Source organism: Microbulbifer harenosus, assembly GCF_005771435.1.
Taxonomy (GTDB): Bacteria; Pseudomonadota; Gammaproteobacteria; order Pseudomonadales; family Cellvibrionaceae; genus Microbulbifer; species Microbulbifer harenosus.
Genome location: NZ_VANI01000005.1, coordinates 250,036 through 272,444 on the forward strand (window position 1 = coordinate 250,036; position 22,409 = coordinate 272,444).

General features: G+C 59.2%; 21 protein-coding genes. 7 read left to right on the forward strand and 14 right to left on the reverse strand.

Going from position 1 to position 22,409, the window contains the following annotated elements; genetic code table 11:
- Nucleotides 1-395: 395 nt before the first annotated feature.
- Entirely contained in the window at nt 396-2,255 is a 1,860-nt protein-coding gene (locus FDY93_RS05610) for a beta-ketoacyl synthase (RefSeq protein WP_138234756.1), read from the reverse strand.
- A gap of 212 nt (nt 2,256-2,467) precedes the next feature.
- Between FDY93_RS05610 and FDY93_RS05615 the strand changes: the two genes are divergently transcribed.
- Entirely contained in the window at nt 2,468-3,454 is a 987-nt protein-coding gene (locus FDY93_RS05615) for a GlxA family transcriptional regulator (protein WP_138234757.1), read from the forward strand.
- A 30-nt stretch (nt 3,455-3,484) separates the two neighbouring features.
- On the opposite strand, the gene FDY93_RS05620 is transcribed toward FDY93_RS05615, so the two are convergent.
- Complete coding sequence (locus FDY93_RS05620) at nt 3,485-4,150, reverse strand: class I SAM-dependent methyltransferase (RefSeq protein ID WP_138234758.1); 666 nt, start codon at nt 4,148-4,150, stop codon at nt 3,485-3,487.
- Nucleotides 4,151-4,161: 11 nt separating this feature from the next.
- On the reverse strand, nt 4,162-4,671 hold the full coding sequence (locus FDY93_RS05625; protein WP_138234759.1) for an Hsp20 family protein: 510 nt from the start codon (nt 4,669-4,671) through the stop codon (nt 4,162-4,164).
- 242 nt (nt 4,672-4,913) lie between these two features.
- Between FDY93_RS05625 and thpR the strand changes: the two genes are divergently transcribed.
- Complete coding sequence (thpR, locus tag FDY93_RS05630) at nt 4,914-5,537, forward strand: RNA 2',3'-cyclic phosphodiesterase (RefSeq protein ID WP_138234760.1); 624 nt, start codon at nt 4,914-4,916, stop codon at nt 5,535-5,537.
- 68 nt (nt 5,538-5,605) lie between these two features.
- Here the strand turns inward: thpR and FDY93_RS05635 are convergent, their stop codons facing one another.
- Nucleotides 5,606-6,658: a hypothetical protein gene (locus tag FDY93_RS05635; protein WP_138234761.1), complete on the reverse strand. Its 1,053-nt coding sequence runs from the start codon at nt 6,656-6,658 to the stop codon at nt 5,606-5,608.
- A gap of 532 nt (nt 6,659-7,190) precedes the next feature.
- Between FDY93_RS05635 and FDY93_RS05640 the strand changes: the two genes are divergently transcribed.
- Nucleotides 7,191-7,544: an HPF/RaiA family ribosome-associated protein gene (locus FDY93_RS05640; protein WP_138234762.1), complete on the forward strand. Its 354-nt coding sequence runs from the start codon at nt 7,191-7,193 to the stop codon at nt 7,542-7,544.
- A gap of 263 nt (nt 7,545-7,807) precedes the next feature.
- Here the strand turns inward: FDY93_RS05640 and gorA are convergent, their stop codons facing one another.
- On the reverse strand, nt 7,808-9,169 hold the full coding sequence (gene gorA / locus FDY93_RS05645; protein WP_138234763.1) for a glutathione-disulfide reductase: 1,362 nt from the start codon (nt 9,167-9,169) through the stop codon (nt 7,808-7,810).
- A 195-nt stretch (nt 9,170-9,364) separates the two neighbouring features.
- Between gorA and FDY93_RS05650 the strand changes: the two genes are divergently transcribed.
- The gene (locus FDY93_RS05650; protein WP_138234764.1) at nt 9,365-9,967 is read left to right on the forward strand and encodes a hypothetical protein; all 603 of its coding nucleotides are present in this window, start codon (nt 9,365-9,367) and stop codon (nt 9,965-9,967) included.
- 173 nt (nt 9,968-10,140) lie between these two features.
- Here the strand turns inward: FDY93_RS05650 and FDY93_RS05655 are convergent, their stop codons facing one another.
- From FDY93_RS05655 to FDY93_RS05670, 4 genes are all read right to left on the reverse strand, one after another.
- On the reverse strand, nt 10,141-11,370 hold the full coding sequence (locus FDY93_RS05655) for a TIGR01620 family protein (protein ID WP_138234765.1): 1,230 nt from the start codon (nt 11,368-11,370) through the stop codon (nt 10,141-10,143).
- Nucleotides 11,370-12,809, reverse strand: coding sequence for a YcjX family protein (locus FDY93_RS05660; protein WP_138234766.1), 1,440 nt, complete (start codon nt 12,807-12,809; stop codon nt 11,370-11,372). The genes FDY93_RS05655 and FDY93_RS05660 overlap by 1 nt, the downstream gene beginning before the upstream one ends.
- Before the next feature lie 213 nt (nt 12,810-13,022).
- Nucleotides 13,023-13,799 carry a GIN domain-containing protein gene (locus FDY93_RS05665; RefSeq protein ID WP_240914264.1) on the reverse strand — a complete coding sequence of 259 codons (777 nt, stop codon included), beginning with the start codon at nt 13,797-13,799 and terminating at the stop codon, nt 13,023-13,025.
- Between the two features lie 123 nt (nt 13,800-13,922).
- A complete protein-coding gene (locus FDY93_RS05670) occupies nt 13,923-14,342 on the reverse strand; it encodes an HIT family protein (RefSeq protein WP_138234768.1) in 420 nt (139 codons plus the stop codon).
- A gap of 466 nt (nt 14,343-14,808) precedes the next feature.
- On the opposite strand from FDY93_RS05670, the gene FDY93_RS05675 reads away from it, so the two are divergent.
- The 3 genes from FDY93_RS05675 (at nt 14,809) to tcdA (ending at nt 16,887) form a co-directional block, all read left to right on the forward strand.
- Nucleotides 14,809-15,255: a globin family protein gene (locus FDY93_RS05675; protein WP_240914265.1), complete on the forward strand. Its 447-nt coding sequence runs from the start codon at nt 14,809-14,811 to the stop codon at nt 15,253-15,255.
- A gap of 228 nt (nt 15,256-15,483) precedes the next feature.
- Nucleotides 15,484-15,948 (forward strand): FKBP-type peptidyl-prolyl cis-trans isomerase, encoded by a 465-nt coding sequence (locus FDY93_RS05680; RefSeq protein ID WP_138234769.1) that lies wholly within the window; start codon nt 15,484-15,486, stop codon nt 15,946-15,948.
- A gap of 132 nt (nt 15,949-16,080) precedes the next feature.
- A complete protein-coding gene (gene tcdA, locus FDY93_RS05685; RefSeq protein WP_138234770.1) occupies nt 16,081-16,887 on the forward strand; it encodes a tRNA cyclic N6-threonylcarbamoyladenosine(37) synthase TcdA in 807 nt (268 codons plus the stop codon).
- Nucleotides 16,888-16,935: 48 nt separating this feature from the next.
- On the opposite strand, the gene FDY93_RS05690 is transcribed toward tcdA, so the two are convergent.
- From FDY93_RS05690 to FDY93_RS05710, 5 genes are all read right to left on the reverse strand, one after another.
- Complete coding sequence (locus FDY93_RS05690) at nt 16,936-18,621, reverse strand: aminotransferase class V-fold PLP-dependent enzyme (RefSeq protein ID WP_138234771.1); 1,686 nt, start codon at nt 18,619-18,621, stop codon at nt 16,936-16,938.
- Between the two features lie 38 nt (nt 18,622-18,659).
- Nucleotides 18,660-19,445 carry a TatD family hydrolase gene (locus FDY93_RS05695; RefSeq protein WP_138234772.1) on the reverse strand — a complete coding sequence of 262 codons (786 nt, stop codon included), beginning with the start codon at nt 19,443-19,445 and terminating at the stop codon, nt 18,660-18,662.
- An 88-nt stretch (nt 19,446-19,533) separates the two neighbouring features.
- Nucleotides 19,534-20,397, reverse strand: coding sequence for an SDR family NAD(P)-dependent oxidoreductase (locus FDY93_RS05700; RefSeq protein ID WP_138234773.1), 864 nt, complete (start codon nt 20,395-20,397; stop codon nt 19,534-19,536).
- Nucleotides 20,394-21,392 carry an SDR family oxidoreductase gene (locus FDY93_RS05705; RefSeq protein WP_138234774.1) on the reverse strand — a complete coding sequence of 333 codons (999 nt, stop codon included), beginning with the start codon at nt 21,390-21,392 and terminating at the stop codon, nt 20,394-20,396. The genes FDY93_RS05700 and FDY93_RS05705 overlap by 4 nt, the downstream gene beginning before the upstream one ends.
- Nucleotides 21,393-21,451: 59 nt before the next feature.
- Complete coding sequence (locus FDY93_RS05710; protein ID WP_246068473.1) at nt 21,452-22,408, reverse strand: bile acid:sodium symporter family protein; 957 nt, start codon at nt 22,406-22,408, stop codon at nt 21,452-21,454.
- Nucleotide 22,409 lies beyond the last annotated feature (1 nt).

The following is a 22,409-nucleotide window of genomic DNA, read 5'->3' on the forward strand; positions in this document are numbered from 1 at the left end:
CTCATTGATTGGTGACCGAAAATTCACCCGGTTGGATGAGCCGGTCCGGGGGTCGGGGTTGTGCACGACTGAATCAAGGCTTACCGCCCATCAAGGATGCGACACAACTGTAACCAGCTGATGACGCGTATCCCAGGATCAGTCAACGCGACCAAGTATAGCCAGTTTCAAACGTCCGTTTGAATACCATTTCCGCCATATCCACTGTCCTGATCAGTGCGCCGGATGTGGCACACCACGATATGCGATCAAAACATGACCAGATCGTCGGAAGAAGAGTCAACACTGGGGATTTGCCAGACAAGTGTAGAAAGTCGGGAAGAGCACCGGTAAGAGAAACCGGTAAAATTCCGGACCCGCCGATGGCGAGTCCGGAACGTGGTGAAAGTGCGGATTTAGACCATATCCGCGAAGGGATTCTCCACAGGCAGGGAGACCGCACCCGCAATGCCGGGCAGCGTAACAGAGTGGCCTTCCACGGAGATGCCCTCCTCGTCCACCAGGCCCTCGCCGAAACGGTAGATTGCATCCAGGTCGCCGCGGCTGGCGCGAGCGTCATAGGCCGCTGCGCGCTCGGCAACTGCTTCATTACGCTTGCGATACTCTGTAAGCGCGCGGTCACCATGCCGTTTAGCCAGCATTTTCTGTGCGACATGCGGCGCAAGCACGCTTGCGGTCGCATTGTTGCCGCCGAATCCCTTGGAATTCAGGAAGGCGACATCAAGCGACGCCGGATCCCGCTCCACATGAGAAAGCGAAAGGGAGAGATGCTTGTGATAAACGTCATCTGCCACGCGATCGATGGTGGTGATACCGGGAAGAATCCCGCGCGCGAAAACCCCCAGGCTGGAAATCAGCTGATCACCACTAGCGGCGGCAACGGTGTGACCAACAAACGCCTTCACTGCACATACCGGCCAATTTTCGATACCGAATGCTCCCGCGAGGCGATCAAAGATTGCGGATTCCGTTACCCGGTTCTGCGGCGTACTGGACCCATGCGCCTGTACGAAACTGCGCTGGCGCAAACTCTCCTCCCCCAGAATTGCCCGCACCTCAGACATGGCGCGGGCGACGGTCAGGTAGTTGCCGGGACCCGGCGCGGAAATGGATTTTTTGGGACCATCGGCGTTGACGAAAACATTGGCCACAGCACCGTGAATGGGCGCCCCCAGCTCCAGCGCCAGTTCGTCGTCCATCAGCACCGCCCACTGGCTTCCCTCACCCAACGTAAAGCCACAGTTGTCGCCGAAAGGACGGCTCGCACGGCGGAAGTCTATGTTGTCACCAAAGATCTTTCGCAGTCCGTCCAAATTGGCGAGCGCACCCATGGTGGCGTACCCGTCCACCACTTCAGGCACCAGTGGCGCCTCCGCTGCACCGACCACCGCAACCCGCGCGCGGCCACAGCGAATATCCTCCACCGCGGCGCGAAGATTGTAGAGATAAGTGGCACAGGCGCCCGCCACAGCGCCGGTAGTGCCCACACTACCAAGCACATACGCATTGACAAAGTCAGCCGGCATACTGGTCAACCCCAGCGCCAGCTGCTTCGAACTCACGCGACCTCCACGCAAGCGTGACTGCAAGAGACCCCCATTACCATTGGGGTCGAGCTGGCTCATTGCAGAGCTGGCATAAACAGAAATTTTGTCTGGGCCCGCCTTGGCAGTCACCAGGTCCCAGTCGATTCCGAGCGACTGCACGGCATCGGAAGCGCCGAGAATGGCGAGCTGCAGACCGCGCGGATGAAAGCGGGAGTTGTAATGGCCCCCGGGCTCGAACCCGGTGGGCAGCTGGCCGGCGGACGCCACCGCGATTTCCCGATAGCTGTCGAGCATAACGGCAAGCTCCGCGGCGTAAACCCGCACGCGGCCGTTATCCAGCGTTTCTACACGCCACCCCTCCGGCAGTGGTGACGGCAACTGACGGGCGGACATCTCAAAAACGAATCCACCCTCATTGCGCAACTCCGCCGGCTGGTGGAAATGGCAGTGGCGGTAATCGTAAAAGCGCGTTTCCAGCTCGCGTACCAGGGTGCCCTGTAGCACCTGTCTCTCAAGTTCGGTGTCGAGCGCTCCACCCGCGGCATCGCCGGTGCGCAGCCCCATCAACGCCGCGAGATCAGACAGGATATCCGTGCGCTCTGCGGCTCCGAGATTGTCGAGCACCATACGCTTGTAGCCGCGGTGAAATGAGCTGCGACCGGCGGGGTTAAACCCCCCAAATGCGGTAATTACGGGTAGGCGCTGCATCCTGACCTCCTGCCTGATTCGTACTAAACAAGCCGAAACTGCCCCGGCAGATTCGATGGTGGGCCAGTTTAGGGGCTGGCGATTCGGCCTCGTTATGGGCATACTGGCCAGCAATTTTGAGCATCTGGCCAATCACCCCTAGGTGATACCACGCGCCGGGCGCCAGTCGCCGATAACCGCAAAGCAGATGGCCCAGCAGCAGAGAGTTACCTATGCCCACCGTCACATTCATGCTTGTCGACCAGATGCTTTCCACCGGCACCATGCTGCCACTGGAGATGTTGCGAGGCGCAGACAGCCGCGCGCGGGTCGAGGGTGAAAAGATCGCCCTGAAACTGGTCACGGCAAGTATCGACGGCAAACCGGTGAGAACCAGCTCCGGATTTCAGCTGACGCCAGATGTTGCGCTGGCCAACGCACCAGACAGCGACATCATTTATCTCCCCGCACTGTGGCGAAACCCGAGGCCAATCCTACGCCGCAGCGGACCTATCATTGCGTGGGTGAAACAGCAGGCGGAACAAGGGGCGGCGATCAGCGCGGTCGGCACCGGTGTATGCTTTCTCGCCGAAGCCGGCCTGCTGAACGGCAAGCCTGCCACCACCCACTGGCACTACTTCGAGCAGTTCGCCGCGAGCTACCCCGAGGTCAACCTCAAACGCCAGTACTTCATCACCCAGGCGGACAGACTGTTCTGTGCCGCCAGTGTCAACGCACTGGCCGATGTGACCGTACATCTGATACGGCAGCTCTACGGCCCCGCGATTGCCAGCCATGTGGAGCGTAATTTTTCCCATGAAATCCGCCGACCATTCGAGGAAATCGCCTACTCGGAAGGCGCCGTACACCTGCATCCGGATGAAGATATTGTTCAAGCGCAAACCTGGCTGAAGCAACACTGCAGCGAGGATGTCAAACTGAGTGAAGTGGCAAAAACCTTTGACATGAGCGTGCGCTCCTTCAACCGCCGCTTCAAGCTCGCGACCGGGCAGACTCCGCTGCAGTACCTGCAGAACGTGCGGGTGGATATGGCTCGGGAGCTGCTGCAGTCCACCAACCTCTCTGTCAATGAAATCGCCGAGAAAGTCGGCTATCAGGACATGGGGCACTTTACGGCACTGTTCAAGAAGTTCCTGTCAACGACACCCAGCGAATACCGCACTACCGTGCGCGCGAAGCTTTTCCGGGTAAACACCTGAAGAATCTGCGCGCACAGCGCCACACAACCGTCACAGCTTCTTCATGATAATCACATCTGAGCTGCAAATTTCGAGCCCAGCGCGAAAGCGCTGCGCCAGCCAGAGAAAGGTTTCCCGGCTGAAAAAAACGATGTGTGTGGGATCGCGAATATAGTGCCAGCTGGCAAACCGCTCCCGGCTGGCCACCAGCTTGGTCATCAGAACCAGCAAACCACCGGGTTCAATACGTTGCCACAGGTCCATCAGCACCTTAAGTGGCTCTGCAAGATGCTCCACCACTTCCGTGCTGACAATGAAATCAAACTGACGATGCAGCGCGGTGGTATCCGGCTGATAGAACAGATCGTAGGTCGCCATCCTGTGTCCAGCATGCTCCAGCATCCGCGCCAGCAGTGGCGCAGGTCCACAACCAAAGTCCAGGCCGCTGGCGGTTGCGGGCAATCGCTCCAGCAACGGCTGCGCACAACGACTCAGAAAGCGCTGATAACCCTCATCGTGCATGCTGTTTTCGTGGAGGTCGTAGTAGGCTTTTTCCGCCTCAGGAGAGAGATGATATTCCTGCGGAACGAAAACCAGCGCGCACTCAGCGCACTGGTAGTACTCGCGAAACTTGTCGCGATGATAGAAGCGTGCCGCCGGATGGCGGCACAGCGGGCAGGATGGCGCAGATTCCGCTCCATCACGATGCAGCGGCATCTCGCTCACACTCAGGCGGCTTGACCACTCGGCGCGTCGCTCCGAGCCGGCGACGCCGCCACATCCACTTGCGTCGCCTTTTCAGACTGCAGCAGATTGCCACTGGATATTTCAATCTTGCGCGGCTTCATAGCCTCGGGAATTTCCCGCACCAGATCCACATGCAACAGGCCGTTGGCCAATTGCGCGCCGGTCACTCGAACGTGATCAGCTATCTGGAAGCGGCGCTCAAAACTGCGCGCGGCTATTCCTCGGTGCAGAAAGTTGCGGCCGGCCTCTTCCGCGGCTTTTTTGCCGCTGACCGTCAGGCGATTCTGCTCCATCTGGACATCCAGCTCGGACTGTTCGAAACCAGCAACCGCCATCGAAATACGGTAGCTATTTTCTCCAGTCAATTCGATATTGTACGGGGGGTAAGCTGGCTGATTCTGCTCCGTTGCCGACATCGAATCCAGCAGGGAAGCCAGTCGATCAAAACCAATGGCGGAACGGTACAGGGGAGAAAGATCTAAATTACGCATTGTCATATCCTCAATTCAGAGCAATATTCAGAGCTGCGGCATAACACACTGTATGCGTGGAGCTCGGTGTAAAGAGTGCCTGTGTTACGTTTACCAGGTACTCAACCCCACATTTCCCGGCGAAACAGGTATTTAGATACCGGGCCAGGGGTCGCTTCGGGAGGCACCTCTGTCGAGCCTGCCAACCTTACTTTCAGATATGCGGCCACCTATTCCGGCTTCAAGGGCGTGAAAAGAAAAACATGCAGAAAATCCAATCCGAGCACACTGAGGAGAAACGCCCGCCCGGGCGAGATCAGCCGCTGCGGCTGTTTATTGGCGTAGCGCCAGACAGTGCAACGCAACGCTTTCTTGATGCCACCTGCCACCATGTCGCGCAACAGGGGCTGCCTCGCGACCACCGCTGGATTTCACACGCCAACCGGCACCTCACCCTGACATTCCTCGGCGACACAGACGCCACGCATCTTGACCTCATCGAAGATCGCTTGCGCAGCATCGCAGCAACATCACCTATCTGCTACGGAGAAATCGTCAGCACCCACCCCTTTCCCAAAAACCGGGCAAAAATGCTCGCGGCGGAACTGCTTCCCAACCCACCGCTGGCAAGACTGCAGCAAAAGTGCAAAGCCCTGATGCGCGCCGTCGGCAAACCACCCGAGCGCAAAACCTTTCGCCCGCACTTTACGCTGGCAAGAAGCCAGCGGGGATTTGCAGGCCCGCAGCCGGTTACTACGGCATTCACCTGCAGGCTGGACAACCTCACCTTGTACCGCAGCCTGCTCACACCCACGGGTAGCCAGTACGAAGTTCTACTGTCACTTCCCCTGGAAGGCGCACCGGATAGCCAGGGAACGAGCAAATAGCGGAAACAAAAAAGCCCGCTCCGCGGGCTCTTTTGTGCTCAGCTACATCTCAGCCAATTACTGACCGGTCAGTCCAGGTGCGACAACACATATTCCGGATACATCACCAGGCGCGGACGTGAAAGCCGACGCGCGTCAAAGATAAATACATAGCGCACGCCTTCATCGTCCGCAGGGATTGTGCGGCGGAAGCGCCATGAATTGATTTTGTAGGTCTGGCGGCCCGCACTTACCGGTGCTACCAGCCTGTACTGATTCTGCCCCAGGAATTCAAACTCGATTGACTCGCCGCCCGACGGGCGCATCGACAGATTGCGAAACGTCTGCTTGCCGCTGTCATCCTCATCTTCGAGTTCACTCAGGACTTTTTCCAGTCGCTCCTGCTCCCCGCGCACATAGGCCAGCAACTCAGGGTCAATCTCCGGTTGCTCCGCGGCCGGCGTTTCCACGGTTTCATCAGCCGGTGCCGGCGCTTCGAATTTAGGCTCCGCAACGGTCAGTGAAGCCGCACTGGGCTGTGGAATCTCCGGCTTGCCGATCGGGGCAGCCTGTTCAGCAGCACTGTTGGCAGCAACCGGTTTGGCCTTCGCCCTCTTCTGGGTCTCGGCCTGCACCAGCATCGCCTGCACCAACTTGTCAACCAAGGCCTGCTGACTCGCCAAGCGCGCTTTGTTGTCCGCCACGGACGCCTGCGAGGCTTTCAGTCGAGATTCGAGGTCGCCAAAGGTCGACTGGATAAACTCCACCCGGCGATTGCGACTGTCGACCCCGCGCTCGGCCATGGAATGGGCGTGGCGAGCCTTATTGAGCGCGCGCTCGGTATCACTACTGGGCGCCTGCTTGTGCTCCCGCTCCGCCACTTTGAGTTCTTTCAGGCTCTCCTGGAAATGGGTGCGGGCCTGCTCCAGGGACTCTTGGGCGCGTTTCAGCTTGTAGTCATAGCCGAGCAATTCATTCTCCACGTCCTCCAGCTCAACCAGCCGGTTTTCCAGAGACTGCTCCATTCGCGCAAGCCTGTTCTGCTCAACAGTCAGCGAAGACTCCGCCTGCACTGTCGCACACCAACCAAATACCCCCACTACACCCGCAAAAATCAGCGAGCAACCACGGTTTACCGCCATAGTCAAAAGTCCGTTGTTTGATTTTTTACTTCAGAAAAACGCAAAGCTGCAATTGCGCACATCGCGGGAAGCGTCCGGCGCTGCCTCGGGAAAACGGATATCACACAGGTGATACCGGTACGCAAACTGCCCCACACGAGGCCAGACAATGTACCCCAGACGGATATACGCAGCAATGACCGTGCCAACAGGATTCCTATACGCGCAGTGACCTGTGCCGCAAAACAGCACATTTGCAGCTGTCCGAAAAGTTCCCGTGGACTAACAAATATTTGTGACATTTTCTTGATTCGAGAGCTTGATTTTTTTTTTGAGAATCGCATTATGACCTACAGGGAGATAATCCTGAGCGGCATGAAAACCGGCCCGAGCGCAAAACACCTTTGATATTGCCAACCCGGCAATGACCGAACTGCGAACTCCGGTGACCCGATTTTCATACTGAGCAGACTCCCTACAGGGCGCCCTACCTTCTTTCAGCAAACCGCGTATGCGGCCTGCATAGGTCCTTTATAACCGGAGGTATGTGCCCATGAAATCAGCGCCTTACGATAACATTGTGTTCCGTGATATCGACAAGTCCGCCACCCTGGCAGACACCGTATCCAAAAAACTGCACAAGCTGGAACGTTATTGTGGCGACATCATACGAAGCCGCGTAGTCCTTGAAGCCCCCCATCATCACAAGCACAAAGGCAAGCAGTATCGCGCCTCTGTCGAGCTTGCCCTGAGCGGCAATCCGGTCACCATCACCAACGAGAGCGACTCCATTCATCGCGCGGTCAACGGTGCCTTTGACTCCGCCGAACGCTGCCTGAAAGAACGCGGAGATCGCCGCAAGACCCGTCGGCACCAGATTCCGGTACCCGAGATAGCCGAAGATTGACATTGCCGCGACCAGCGGAAACCACACCACCCAAATATCGAACCCTGGGGGAACTGAAAATTTGCCAGATCGCGCTTCTTGACCACTGAGGCCAGTAAAACGGCAACAGTACGACCGCTACCCTTGGCGAAGCTGAAGCGCAAAATGTTCACACTCACAGCCCGGCAAGGGCGAGGAACGCGCAAATATGAAAAAGCTGTGCCGGAGACCTCTCCGGCACAGCTTTTATATACCCCCTGTTCAGAGGCAACTCCGCCACAACATCACTCCGGGACCGCAGTGCGCATAGTGACAAACTCCTCCGCGGCCGTGGGATGAATACCAATGGTCTGATCAAATACAGACTTGGTAGCCCCGGCTTTCATCGCTACGGCCATGCCCTGAATGATTTCACCTGCATCGGGCCCCACCATGTGCACTCCAACCACCCTGTCACTCTCCTTATCCACGATGAGTTTCATCAGGGTTCGCTCATCCCGGCCGCTGACCGAATGACGCATGGCTCGGAAGTCCGATCGGTAGATGGCGACCGCAATACCCGCCTGGCGAGCCTCCTCCTCAGTCAGCCCTACAGTACCGATATTCGGCTGGCAAAACACCGCAGTGGGAATATTGTTGTAGTCTATTTCCGCCGTTTCACCGCTTTGCCAGTGCCTGACCAGCGCCATCGCCTCCGCCAGAGCTACCGGAGTGAGCTCCGGGCCACCGGTGACATCCCCCAGCGCGTAGATGGAGGTCACGCTGCTGCGGAAATTATCGTCCACGCCGATAGTCCCGTCCTTGTGGGTGACCACGCCCAGGGCGTCCAGCCCCAACCCCTTGGTATTGGGCTTGCGTCCGGTCGCATAGAGCACCGCGTCCACCTCCAGCACCTCGCCGTCGCTGCCTGTAACCCGAAGGGCGCCACCCTCGAGTTTTTCGATGGCTTTCACCTGGTGATTGAAGTGGAGATGGATACCCTTCTTGCCCATTTCATCCCGCACGAATATGCGAACGTCGTTATCGAATCCACGCAGAAACAGATCGCGCCGATAGGATAGATGCGTCTCAGCACCGAGACCGGCAAAGATGCCTGCAAACTCCACCGCAATATAACCACCACCAACCACCAGTACCCGGTGAGGGAATACTTCGAGGGAAAAAACTTCATTCGAAGTAATGACAAATTCGCTACCGGGAAATTCCGGCACAAACGGCCAGCCACCAGTGGCAACCAGTAGGCGTTCTGCCGTGTACGTTTCGTTGCGCACACTGACCTGGTGCCGCCCGCTGACCTGCGCCCTGCCGTCGATGATGTGGACACCTGCGCCGGTGAGCAGGTTGCGATAAATACCATTGAGCCGGGTGATTTCTCTGGCATTGTTGTCCCGCAAGGTCGGCCATATGAAGCGGGCACCGTCCTGCCCCTCCCATCCATAGGCCCGCGCATCTTCAAACGCCTCGCGATAGGCACTCGCATAGACAAACAGTTTTTTGGGCACACAGCCCACATTGACGCAGGTCCCGCCCATGTAGCGCTCTTCCACCACGGCCACACGCATACCCGCAGCGGCGGCCATGCGGGCGGCACGCACACCTCCAGAACCTGCACCAATCACTATTAGATCAAAATCAAAATCCGACAAAACTCACTCCTCAGCTTCCAGGCAAAGCTCCCGCTTGCCGCCTTTTGCACCTGCCGCACGACCATACGCTCGCACTATTGTCAGGTTAAACACATCTGATCAGTACAAAGAAACGCGCACTGGTCCACAATTGGCACAATCGTGACAAATCATACTTAAAACTCGTTGACATAAGACTGGCGTTTCGATATTCATGTGACGCTTATCACAATAAAAAGCCTGATAGCTAAAACAACAGTAGGGCATTCAAAGATGAACACGCCACACTTATCCAAGACACCGTCATTTTCCCAACCCTCCCGCTCCCGCAGGTTGACACCGCTGGTTGCGGCGGCAATTGCCTGCTTTATTGCGACAGGAAAAGCCGGAGCCACCAGCTCCCACCCCGCTTACCTCAATGATGCATATTGCGAAAGCCTTGTTGAGCAATTCGTGGATTCCGGGATGCGAAGCCTGGGGAAATATATCAACGAAAACTTCAAGCCCGAGTATAAAGGTGGCATCCGAAACACAATCAACTTCCTCAATCAACGCGCGGAGTGGCTGGGTGAGTGCGATTCGTACCTGAGCGACACCGCAGACAGTCGTGTTTTCCACGACGAGCAAAACACCAAAGCCATATTTGAAGCGATGGACGCACTGGCCAAGGAATTGCAGCTGGTACGCGAGGGGGTTGAATATCCCGATGCGGCGGGCAACAACAACCCGCGTCCGTTTGTCAAAAGCCGCTTCGACACTCTGGCAAAACTGGTGGACCAACACCACACGCGAATGCTGATGAAAAAACAGTTCAAATAACCAGGGTCGGTCGCGCTGCGCGCAAGTGAGTCGCACGGGGCCGCACCGCAGATTTCGCTGTGCATTCGCCCGGCCTCGATCCTCATAGCCCAATGCGTATTGTAGAAACTGCACGCAATGAGCACCCTAGCCCAGCGGTCAAATGTTTCACCCAGAACTATTTGACCTCCGGGCTAGGAATCGTGTGAGTTCCGCGGCTTAAGGTTTTCCCGGGCATTCTCCTGGACAATGTGGTCCGCATCTCTGACCGTCGCCGCCGCATCCGGCCAGCTATTGCGATCTCGCCCCAGCATCCGCTCTTTCAGACTGACGGCAATTCTCCGGGTGAGCGCGCCAAGACGCGGACGTTGCTTTTCCGAAAAAGGAATCGGACGGCAACTGTGCACTGCAGCCAACCCAATCCTTGCCATGAACAGGCCGGCCCCCATGCCCTGCCCCAGGCGCGCCGACACCGCACTGAGCATGCTGTCACCCACCAGTTCGGGCCACAATTCGCTTACCGCATATTCGCTGGCGCCACTGTAGGCCACCAGCGCAAGCACCTTCTTGAACAGACGCCAGCGCACCACCACTGACGGTCGCACGCCATAAATCTGAGCGACATCGTCAATCATGCGCATGGACTGCCTAAGCGCCACTAAAACATCCAGGGTGGTAAAGGGACTTAATCCCACCAGCGCTCCGGTGGTCGTCGCATGGCGGACAATTCGCCGCAGCGCCTCCTGATCCAGCGCTTCAAAAAAATTCAGTTCCAGATGCCGCAACAGTTCGCTGTTGTCATAGTAATCCGGCATCTCGCCCTGCACCCGCGCGAGTAGCGCACCCTGAGGTTTCCCGGCAAAGAGTTCACTCAGTTGCTGATTGAGCGGGGCCACCGCGTCTGTGGCGCGGCTGTCACGTACCTGCGCCGCCAGCTCCTGAGTTTTCTGCAGCCTGCGCAGCGGTCGGCCCGCACGGAAATACTCCCAAACAGCGCTCCCCATGGTCAGCACCAGTATGCCGATTATCCCCCCAGCCAGCAGGCCAAGGGTCCAGTGCATTTCGGCAGCCCAGTAGAAAAACTGCCGCAGCTCCCAGAACACTGCGCCAAACGCGAGTGTCAGCGCCGCCAGCAGCGCCGGCTTCCATAGTCGCAGACGAAATACCGGTAACCGCAGTTCCGAAAAAGAGATTTTATCCGGCAGCGATTCGCCAGTGGTGATAGAGCGGGGAAGCTGTGCCGGCTCCTCCGCCAGCGGCTCCACCCGGGTACTGGCGCGGTCGCGCGCTGTGGGCTCTTCCGCGTCCAGATTTTCTATACGGGTCTGGCGTCGGGCGCCGGCGTTATGCGAAGCCCCGGTGCCACTCTCAAGACCTTTGCGTAACTCTTCCTGCCCGGAGGTATTTTTATCAGCACCAGCCATCAGACCTTGTCTCCCAACAGCAGATTCAGCAGCGCATCCACGCGGATGTGCGGCATATAACCTTCGCGCCCGATCCCCATGGGGGGCCGCAACTGTGGCGGCAGGCCATCAGCGTAGTGTTGCCATTGGCTCTCCTGTGGCAGGTGCGCGAAGATCTCGGCATTCTCAAACCCGAGATAACGCCCATCCATGGCGTGCCCTACCAGCATGCGACGGCCATCGCGGACGCTTTCATTGGAACAGCGCACCGCCGCAATAGCCTCGCACGAAAGCGGCAAACCGCGGTGACGGGCAGCGGAAAAAACCTGCTGCAGCTGCTGCCCGAGCAACTGGCGCAGAGCGTCGTGATCCGCAGCCAGGACCTGGTCGACCTTGGTCGCGGCGAACACCAGACGGTCGATGCGCGGGCGCCACAGTTTGCGCAGCAGCCCATTGCTGCCATAGCTGAATGTATCGGCGATCTGCCCAAATGCCTTGCGCATGTCTTCGAGCGACGCCTCACCGGCAAACAGAGTGCTGATCAGATCCACCAGCACCAACTGCCGGTCCAGGTGCCGAAAGTGGCTGTCAACAAACGGCACTACCCGCTCTTCCACATAGTGCCGATAGCGGGCCTCCAGCACCTTGTACACACTTCCCTCGGGCAGTGCATCCAATTCCGACTGCGCTCGATGACCGATACCTGGCAGGGGGAAAAATCCATGCTCCTCACCGTCGAGCAGGGCCCGGCCCGGCTGCAGGTAGCTGAGCTTGCGCTCACTGCGGCAGTCGCGCAGAAATTGGCGGTAGTTGTGCCACAAACTGTCGATCTGCCGCAGATCAGCGGCGGCATCCGGCGCGAGCTCCCGCAGTTGCGACAGCAGTTCCGGCGCCAGCGTCGCCCGCGGTTCCTCCTCCAACAGATCCCGCTGGTGACGACACCAGGTGGCAAAGTCCATCCTCAACAGCGGTAGATCCATTAACCACTCGCCGGGATAGTCGCGAAACTCCAGAATGAGTTTCTGCTGGTAATTGCGCCCGAAGCGCCGCCCCTGAAGATGCAGATGCAGCTCCAGAGCAGAAAGATCACGGGTAGATTCCGGCCAGCGCGGTGGGTTGGCGGTCAGCGCACTGAGGCAGCGCTCGTACTCGAACAGAGGCAGCCCGGTATCAAGCGCCGGTTTCAGCTCCGCGCCCAGCAAGCGACCATTCAGCGCGGGGGAAAAACCAGGCAGTTGGGCGCGGTCCGGGTGGCTGAGCTGGTAGATCAAACTCGTGATCAATGTGGATTTGCCCGCACCACTGAGACCGGTGATACCGATGCAGATGCGCCGATCCAGCAGCCGCTCGGCGGCCCAGTGCGACTTTTCCACAGCATCTTTGCGCAGCTGCCGCACCTGCTGCCTGAGCGCGCGCAATCGGCCTTTCCTTTTCCCGGACTGATCGTCAGCAGAACTCATGAATACTCCTGTTTACACGCGGAATCCATCGTGTCTATTGCCCGGATCCTGGCCCTGTGGGCAAAGCGAGAAGGGATGCAAAAACGTTGCTGTATTGCAGCAGAAATGGAGGTCTGTGCGCCCGTTTCAACCCCTGAAGCCCATCGACGCCCACACAAAGTAAAAGCGCGGCCTGAGCCGCGCAATTGCATTAGGGAATCCGGAAGGTATAAATCACTCTACCAGAGCAATGTCTCCGGAGCCCATGACCGAAAAAGACTCGCTCGCCGGGCGCTTGAGCACGATGTCACCGGAGCCCATCACCGCACCGCCGGCGTTATTGGCACTCAGGTTGCGCCCCATGAAATCGCCGCTGCCCATCACGGTAATATTGAGGTTGGCCACCTTGCCACCAATGGCCATATCACCGGAACCCTTGATCTGGGCGGTAAAGTCCTCGCCAATGAAGTTGTCCATGCGGAGATCGCCAGAACCTGTGATACCTGCAGAGCCATGCACTGCCAGCACGGTGCCCAGAATCAGGTCACCAGACCCGGTAACGCTGGTACTAAGAGCTTCGGCAGCGACCTTTTCCACTTTAATCAGACCGGAACCGGTAACACGGAGATCGAGCTTCTCGCTCTCCAGGGTGTCCGCAAGGGCATCCCCTGAACCGGTCACGCGTATAGCGCTCACCACTGGCAGGGTGACACGGAACTCGATTTCCGGCTCACTGCTGACGGTTACCACCCCGAACAGGCTTTTGCTGTCGGTCTCCACCCACAGGGACAGATTGCCACCGCGATCCACTTCAGCGCGGGCATAATCCAGGTCTTTCTCTTCGCCATGCGCGGTCACGGAGAAACTATTTCCCTGTACAACCTTGAGATTGGAACTACCTTTTAGCGCGATGGCGGAAAACCCATCCAGTGCGAAGGTTCGACTGGACGTCTGCGCGTGTACCACGCCGGTGCCCAGCACCAGTAACAGCAGCGAGGCAAAAATAGACATTCTGGAAATCATGAGCCGGTAACCTGTTTTCTTGTTAACTGCCACTGAGACGCACGCCGCCACCGGTTTGGATGCACGGGATGCAAAACTTTTTGTCAGGAAAGCCCTTATGGCGAGGTCGCCTCAAGCGGCGCTGTCGCGATAACCCAGTTCAACCAGCGCCGCGCGCAGTTTCGCCGCCTCAGCCGCCAGCACTTCTGGCGACGCCGGCTGCTGCAGAGCAAAGTCGAGATCGGCGATCTGGTCGATCGGCACCAGATGGTAGTGAGTGTGTGGTACTTCGAGCCCCGCCACCATCACCCCCACGCGCTGAGGTGAGTACACCTTCTTCTGCGCCTTGGCCACCTTGCCAGCCACATCCAGGAGATGCGCGTTGATATCTGCAGGCACGTCGTCCCAATGGTCCACTTCCTCTACGGGGATAACCAGGCAGTGACCGGGCCTGACCGGCGCGATGGTCATGATCGCCACCGCGACGTCATCGCGCCATACAAAGTGCCCTGGCAGTTCGCCATTGATGATCCGGGTGAAAATGCTCGCCATCTTATGCCTCGTGTATTGCCCGGAGGCAACCTGGCCTCAGGGAGTGACAGAAAAAAACAACCTGCTGTCCGCGCGTATTGTGGTCACACTCCTGACCAGAGCGGCCGACCGGGATATTACAGACCAGGAAGTCTAACAGCGCCACTTTCTAGGGCGCCACCCGGGCTGACTGCTGAGGGTCAAGCGCACGGTGAAATTGCGCCTTCGGCAGGCACGAAAGGTAATACACGCCGACGTTCTGCATCAAATTAAACCACTGCAGTACAACCCGTGGAAGGCTGTGACAATTTCGTGGTGATTCATTGGCAGGGGTATTTCCATCCCGTAATCTTGCCGCCCATATCGCGACCGGCAGTCCCAGCCCCTTTCCAGAAGCCCCAAAAAGCACCCGGAAAGATCGACAGATCGAGGCCATTCGGACACCAACGCGACATACCGATTACCGTCTCACAGGGGGAATCCACCAATGCCAAGTGTTGTACCCGCTCTTGTACCCATTCACGCACCCGCCCCGGGGGATGCAACCGCTGCCGCGCCGGAAGTACATGGGTGTCCGCAGGGGCTGCTCGCCGGCCTGGGAGGGCGCCAGTTTCTCAGCCGGACCGTGGGCGAGTTCTACCAGGCGATTGGTAAATATATGTCGAGCGAGGACAGTGCAGAGCACGACAAACAGCACAGCCGCCAGGCCCAGTTCCTGACCCACGCACTGGCCGGAGAGCCTGAGCCCACCCACAGCGCGCGCGCCTGCTTCCTGGCCCGGGGCCTGAATCCGGCACTGTTTGAAGCCCTGCTTGAGTTTCTCGACGCGCGCCTGCTGGAACTGGGCTTTACACCGGCAATGAGTGACCAGTTGGTACGCACGGCCACCGATCTCTTTGACCGCTGCGACGAGCCCCTGTCCATCGCTTGTTGAACTGCGCGTCTCACCCGGTGCGGCCCGCCCCCTTGGGCCGCCCCACTCGCCCTGCCGTAGAACCCCACAACCCACATTATCCGCGCGCACGCCATCAAAGCTCCTTGGTTGCGAGTACCGGGCCCGGCCCATACAATGCACGTTCATTCAGCCTTAAAACCCCCGTTTGCTTTTCCTTCCGTAAGCGGTAAGCGCTACAACTCACTCTCAAGACACAAGAGATTGCCCATGAAAATTGCTAACCACAGCGTTGTGGAGATCAACTACACCCTGAAAGACGCCGAAGGCACCGTGATCGATACCTCCGAAGGTGGCCAACCGCTGAAATACCTGCAGGGCGTAGGCAACATCATTTCCGGGCTGGAAAAGGAAATGCTGGACAAGAGCGCTGGTGACAAATTCAACGTGGTGGTGGCGCCGGAAGACGGCTACGGCCCGCAGAACCCCGAACTGATCCAGACCCTTCCGAAGGACGCATTCGGCGGTGTTGAGGAGCTACAGGTCGGTATGGCCTTCCGCGCCCAAAGCACTGAAGGTCACCCCATCGAAGTGGAAATTATTGATATCGACGGCGACCAGGTCACCATCAATGGCAACCACCCGCTGGCCGGTGTGGAGCTGCACTTCGATATCGAGGTGATTTCCGTGCGCGAAGCGACTCCGGAAGAGATCGACCACGGCCACGTGCACTGATCGATCCGGTTACCGCGGGGTGCACTCTGCGCCCTGCCCACCTCCCCTCCTGCAATCGCCGGCGGGAATACTCCTTGCCCAGCGTAAGCTTTCGCCAACACAATCATCCGCAACGCATCCCGGTTAATCTCCATGCCTCTCAGTGACTCCTATCTGCAACGGTTTGGCGGTATTGCCCGACTCTACGGCACTCATGCGCTCGATGTGCTGCATGCGGCACACGTGGTGGTGATCGGTATCGGCGGTGTCGGCAGCTGGACTGCGGAAGCGCTCGCGCGCAGCGGTGTCGGCAACATCACCCTGATTGATCTGGACGACATCTGTATCACCAACACCAACCGCCAGATTCACGCGCTGGTGGATACGGTTGGGGAGATCAAGGTGGAGGCGATGGCGGAGCGGTTGCGGGCGATCAACCCGGAAATTTCTGTGCGTACCCGGGAAGACTTTATCGCCCCTGACAATTTCGCCGAGCTGCTCGCCCCGGAACAAACCCCCATCGATGTCGTGGTAGACGCCTTCGACAATGCGCGGGTCAAGGCAGCACTGATCGCCTATTGCAAGGCGCGCAAGATACGCCTGATTACCGTGGGCTCCGCCGGTGGCAAAATCAACCCCGCCGCCATTGAGTGCGCGGATCTGGGGCGCACTGTGAGCGACCCCATGCTGGCCAAGGTGCGCCAGCACCTTTACCGCTTCCACAATTTTCAGAAGTCCAGCAAGCGCCAGTTTGGCATCGATGCCATCTACTCCACCGAGCCCATGGTGTACCCGCAGCCGGACGGCCAGGTGTGCCAGCAGAAAAGCGGGATGCTGAACGGAGTAAAGCTGGATTGCAGCGGCGGCTTCGGCGCCGCCACTATGGTCACAGGCACCTTCGGTTTTATGGCCGCCAGCAAGGCGGTGGAGCGAATTCTCAAAGCGCAGCAGAAAGGTTAACAGGACAAAGCCCGCCCCTCCTCAACGGGAGGCTCAGTGGCCGTGCCGCTACCGGTTTTCGCTTTGTGAGGCCTTCCCCATCAACTCAAAGGCGCGCTCGAGCAACGCGTGAAAGCCGTTGGCCCGCGACTCACTCAGCTGCTGCGCCAGGCCCAGCTCCACAAACAGGGACTCCAGCTCCGCACGCGTCACACCGCCGGCTGCCTGCCCATCCAGTTGCGTCAGCAGCAGCGCACCCAACCCTTTTACGATACGGCTGTCGCTGTCGAGGGCAAAGCGGTGCAACCCGTTTTCACGGCGGTGTACCAGCCAGGCGCTGGACTCACAGCCGCGCACCAGGTTTTTCTCCAAACGTATGGCATCCTTGCGGGAAATGGTCTTGGACCAACCCATCAGAGTGCGGTAGCGGTCCTGCCAGTTGCGCTGGGCGCGCAACGCTTCAATGTCGAGCGCGCCGAGATCATCCGGCATCCAAGTTGCAGTTTCGCCACTAATCTGCGGCTCGGTTTGTGCGACGCTTTCATCACCCAGGTGTAGGAAAAACTCTTCCACCGCGGCGACAAGTTTCTCCACATCACTGCGTGTGTTGTAGGCGGCAACGGAAGCGCGCAAGGTGGCGCTGTGGCCACTGGCACGCACCAGGGGCTGGGCACAGTGGTGGCCGACACGCACCGCGATATCGCGCCCATCGAGCCACTGCATCAGGTCGATCGCCGCCGAACGCGGGTGGGTGAAAGCGACAATGCCGAGATTGTTATCCGCCGCACTCAACAGGTTCAGCTCCGGAATCTGGCTCAGGCGGTCGTGCAAAAAATGTAGCAACTGCTGTTCGTGCCTCGCCATGCCCGCGCGATCCTGGGCGTCGAGAAATTCCAGACAGGCGCCAAGTCCGGCGATCGCGGCGAGGGATGAGGTCCCCGCTTCAAACTTGTGTGGCAGGTCCGCGTAATGGCTGGAGAATAGATCCACATCCGCAATCATTTCGCCACCGCCCTGCCACGGCGGCATCGCCCGCAACAGGGATTCACGGCCGTAAAGAAGGCCTACGCCGGTAGGACCGTAGAACTTGTGCGCAGAACACACAAAGAAGTCGCAACCGATGGTTTGAACATCAACAGGTTCGTGCGCCGCCAACTGGGATCCATCCACAATCCAGTGAATATTTTTTCCTGCTAACACCGCCCGCACGGCATCCAGTTCCGTGCGAAAACCCAGCGCATTGGAGCCGGCGGTCAGCGACACAATTTTTGTTCGCGGTGTGAGGACTTCCGCCAGGCGATCAAACTGCGGTACGCCGCGCTGGTCCGGCACGTAGCAAATTTCCAGCCGGAAGCGCTCGGCCATCATCTGCCAAGGCACCAGATTGGCGTGGTGCTCGGCGGTGGTAAGGAGAACCTGATCGCCAGGCTGCAGCTGCGAGCACAGGCAGTACGCCAGCAGGTTCAATCCCTCGGTGGCGCCGCGGGTAAACACTATTTCTTTGGGGGTCGTTGCGCCGAGAAATACGGCCGCACGCGCGCGCACCTGCTCCACCATTTCCGTGGCGCGGCGGGCAAGACGGTGGCTGGAGCGATGGGTATTCGCATTGCTGTGGCGATAAAAATCGGCGATGGCGTCGATCACGCATGCTGGCTTTTGCGTGGTGGCGGCATTGTCCAGATACACCAGCGCACGGTTCTCGGGCTGAGCGAACAGCGGAAACTGTTTTTTGAACGACTCGACGGAAAAGCTCATAACCAGATTGTCACCATGGGGTATTCCCAGCCGGGTATTTACAGATTGAACAGCGCGCGGGCATTTTTTGTGGCCTGGGCAGCAATCTCGTCCACGGAAATACCGCGCAACCCGGCGAGGATTTCCGCCACTGCCGGCAGATATTCCGGACTGTTGCGCTCGCCCTGGCGGCCGGCGTGGGGCATATCGGGAGCATCGGATTCCAGCAAGAGCGACTCCAGAGGAACCGACGTGAAAGTGGCGCGGGTCTTGGCGGCGCGCGGATACGTGATGGTGCCGCCGGCACCGAGGTAAAACCCCAGCTTCCAGTATTCGTCGGCAGTTTCGCGACTGCCGCTGAACGCGTGAATTACACCCCCTTGTGGCGGGCGAACGGATTTAAGCAGGCGGATGACCTCGTTGTGCGCCCGTACGCAGTGCACGATCACAGGCAAATCCAGGGACCGGGCTGCGCGCAGCTGCGCTTCGAAAGCAGCCAACTGCGCGTCCATGGGTGCGTCGATGTTGGCATCCAGCCCGCACTCACCAACGGCGACACAGCGGTTGTTGCCGGCGCGTTCGCGGGCGACGCGCTCCTCAATCGCGCGCTGCAACTGCGCCGGCTCAATCGCCAGTTCCGCCACCCACCAGGGGTGCACCCCCACGGCCCCGTACCAGCCCGTCTGGGCGTTTACCAATGCAAACAGCGAGCGCCACTGGGGAATGCTGATACCGGGGATGATCATGGCCTGCATGCCGAGCGCGACGCAACGCTGCCACACTTCGTGGCGGTCTGCGGCGAAGGCCTCGAAGTCGAAATGGCAGTGGCTGTCGATCAGCGTCATGGGCCTGTGCTTATGGCTGTTATTGCCGTCGCATTTTAGGTGCTGCGGCCGGCAAATTCGACCGCACTGGCAAAAACGATAAACCGACTTAAGACTGCCGCGCGAGCTTGCGGCCCTGTTCCAGCTCCACGCGGAAGTTTTTCACCATCTGCCGCAGGAATAGCTTGGGCGCAAGTTTATACAGATAGGCCCCGAACAGCGACTTGTCGCGGGGGAACAGCCGTTCTTTTCCGGCGGCCAATGCTCGCGCGATCTCTCCTGCCATCCAGTCGGCGCTGCGCACCTGACCTATGGTGCTCTGGGCATGCCTGGCGCGACCGCCGTCACCGGCAAGCGCATTGCTATCTATATTGGTGGCAACAAAGCTCGGATAGACCATGAGCACGCGGACGCCTTCGTCGCGCACCTCTTCGCGGAAGGTTTCGAAGTACTGGTGCAGTGCACTTTTGGCCGCGCAGTAGCCCGCGCGCCCGAGCACCGGCATCCAGCCGGCCATGGAACTTATGTTGACGACACAGCCGGACGCGGCGCGCAGCTCGCCGATCAGTCCCTGGGCCAGTTCCACCGGTGCGTGATAGTCCACGGCCATCACCCGGCGGATGACCGCATTGCTGGTCTGGGTGGAGAGGCTGCGGTGGGTAATACCGGCGTTGTTCACCAGCAGGTCTACAACCCCATAGAGGTTGCGCAGACGCGCGCACAGTTCCGCTACGACGGCTTCCGAGGAGAGGTCGGCAACGAATACGTCGGCACCAATACCCCGCGCCTCCAGTTCGCGCGCGCGTGCGGCCACAGCATCGGCTTCCACGTCGATCAACGCGAAGCGCAGCGGGCCCTTGCCGGCGTAGGACTTTTCCAGCGCCTGAACCAGAGCCCAACCGAGGCCACCGGCGGCACCGGTAACCACGAAGATCTTTTCCCGGCTTTGCGCAGCAATCAGGGATGCATTCATGCGACCTGCCCCTCCGTTGCCGCCGCCGGATCGGCGTGGATGGCCCGCGCGGTGTGCGGGTCTACATCAATACCGAGGGCCTCTTTCGCAAAAAGCGCGAATGCCTCTGCCGAGGTCTTGCGCGGCCGGTAACCCAGTTCGCATTTGAGTCGCGTGTTCAGCAGCACCGGGCGGTATTGCAGAAACATCACCTGCGCCGGCTGCACATTGCCAAGGCGCAGCTTGTAACTAATGGCGAGCAGCGCCTTCAGCAGCCACACCGGCGGGCGGCGCAAGGGTTTGCCCAGCAGGCGGGCGATTTCGTGCGGCGTCAGTGCGCCGTCACCGGCGAGATTGTAGATACCACTGGCATCTTCCAGCACGCCGTGTTCGATGGCACCGATCACATCCTGATCCCAGATGAACACAAACGGCGAGTTGTGCGCCCCCGGGTCGAGAATGCCTTTGCCGGCAAACAGTGCACTAATCTTACTGCTGGTGGTGGCACCGATAATCGAACACGGCCGGAAGATCAGTTGCTTCAACTGCGGGTGACGCCGGCGATAGTCCGCGAGCATTTCTTCCACGAGTCGCTTGTGATCCGAATAGGCAAATTCCGGGTTGCCGCGCAGTGGATCGTCTTCCGTCAGCCACATGGGGTTGTCTGCGTGGTAGCCGTAGGCGGCACCGCTGCTGGTGAGGGTAATATGGGTTACCCCGGCAGTGATACAGGCATCCAACACATTGCGGGTGCCGTCGACATCGATGCGGTATTCCCGTTCGCGGTCGCGCCCGGGGGATACCACGGACGCCAGGTGTATCACGTGGGTAATACGCTCGGCGCGCATCAGTTCGGCGAGGGCGGCATCGCAGATATCCATCAGGAAGATGGGAAATGCGGCCTCGCACCGGGCGATATCCACCCCCACCACTTCCATGCGCGCGGCCAGCGCCTCGCCCAACAGGCGGCCCACATAGCCCGCCGCTCCCGTAATCAATACCCGTTTTTCACTCATGCTCTGCTCTTGTAGTTATTTAGTCCGGCCGCCCGCTGGCATTGGCAGCGAAATGGGATTCACACCGAATCCGCCACCCGCTCCTGCACATCGGCCAAACGCCGATTGCTGTAGTTCCAGAATCCGGCAAGGGACAACCCCGATACCAGATGCCAGACGCCCCAAAAGCCCGCTACCACCAACATTTCTCCGGAGCCCGGATAGAAGGTAAACAGAATGGCGAGCGCCAGCCCGGAGTTCTGGATACCCACCTCCATGGTCACCGCGCGGCGGTCACCCTGCGGCAGGCGTGCGCCGCGGCTCGCCAGGTCACCGATCAGGAAGGCAACAGCGTTGTGCGCGATCACCAGCACCAGTACCGAGCCCGCAATCTCGAGGGCGGTCTGCCAGTGTTTGCTGAAGGAGATGATCACGAACAGCAGGAATACCCCCAACGACGCCGTGCGGAAATGGCGCTCGCTGCGCCAGGCAAAACCCGGAAAGTGCGCTCCCACTACCATGCCCAGCGCCATCGGCAGCGCCAGTACCAGCACCACCATCAACACCATGTTCTCCGCCGGTAGATGAATCGCCTGCAGGGCTTCGCGGGTGTGGGGATTGAGGCTGCCGTAGAGGGCAAAATTGAGCGGCGTGAGTACCACCGCGGCGAGGCTGGAAATGGCGGTCATGCTGACGGAGGTGGCCACATTCGCGCGCCCGATCCAGGTCATCACATTGGAGAAAGTACCGCCGGGGCAGCAGGCCACCAGGATCATCCCCAGTGCCAGGCCCGGGCTGATATCCAATGCCCAGGTGCCAAAGCAGGTAATGGCCGGCAACAACAGAAACTGGGCAACAAGGCCGGTAACCGGCGCCACCGGGCGGCTCAACACCCGACGGAAATCCGCGGTTCTGAGCCCCAGAGACACGCCGAACATCATGAACGCCAGTACCGCGTTCAGGGCGAGCAACGCTCCCGGCGACATCTGAAAGCTGTCAATGGAAGAGGATACGGCGGCGGTTATGACGGAATTCACG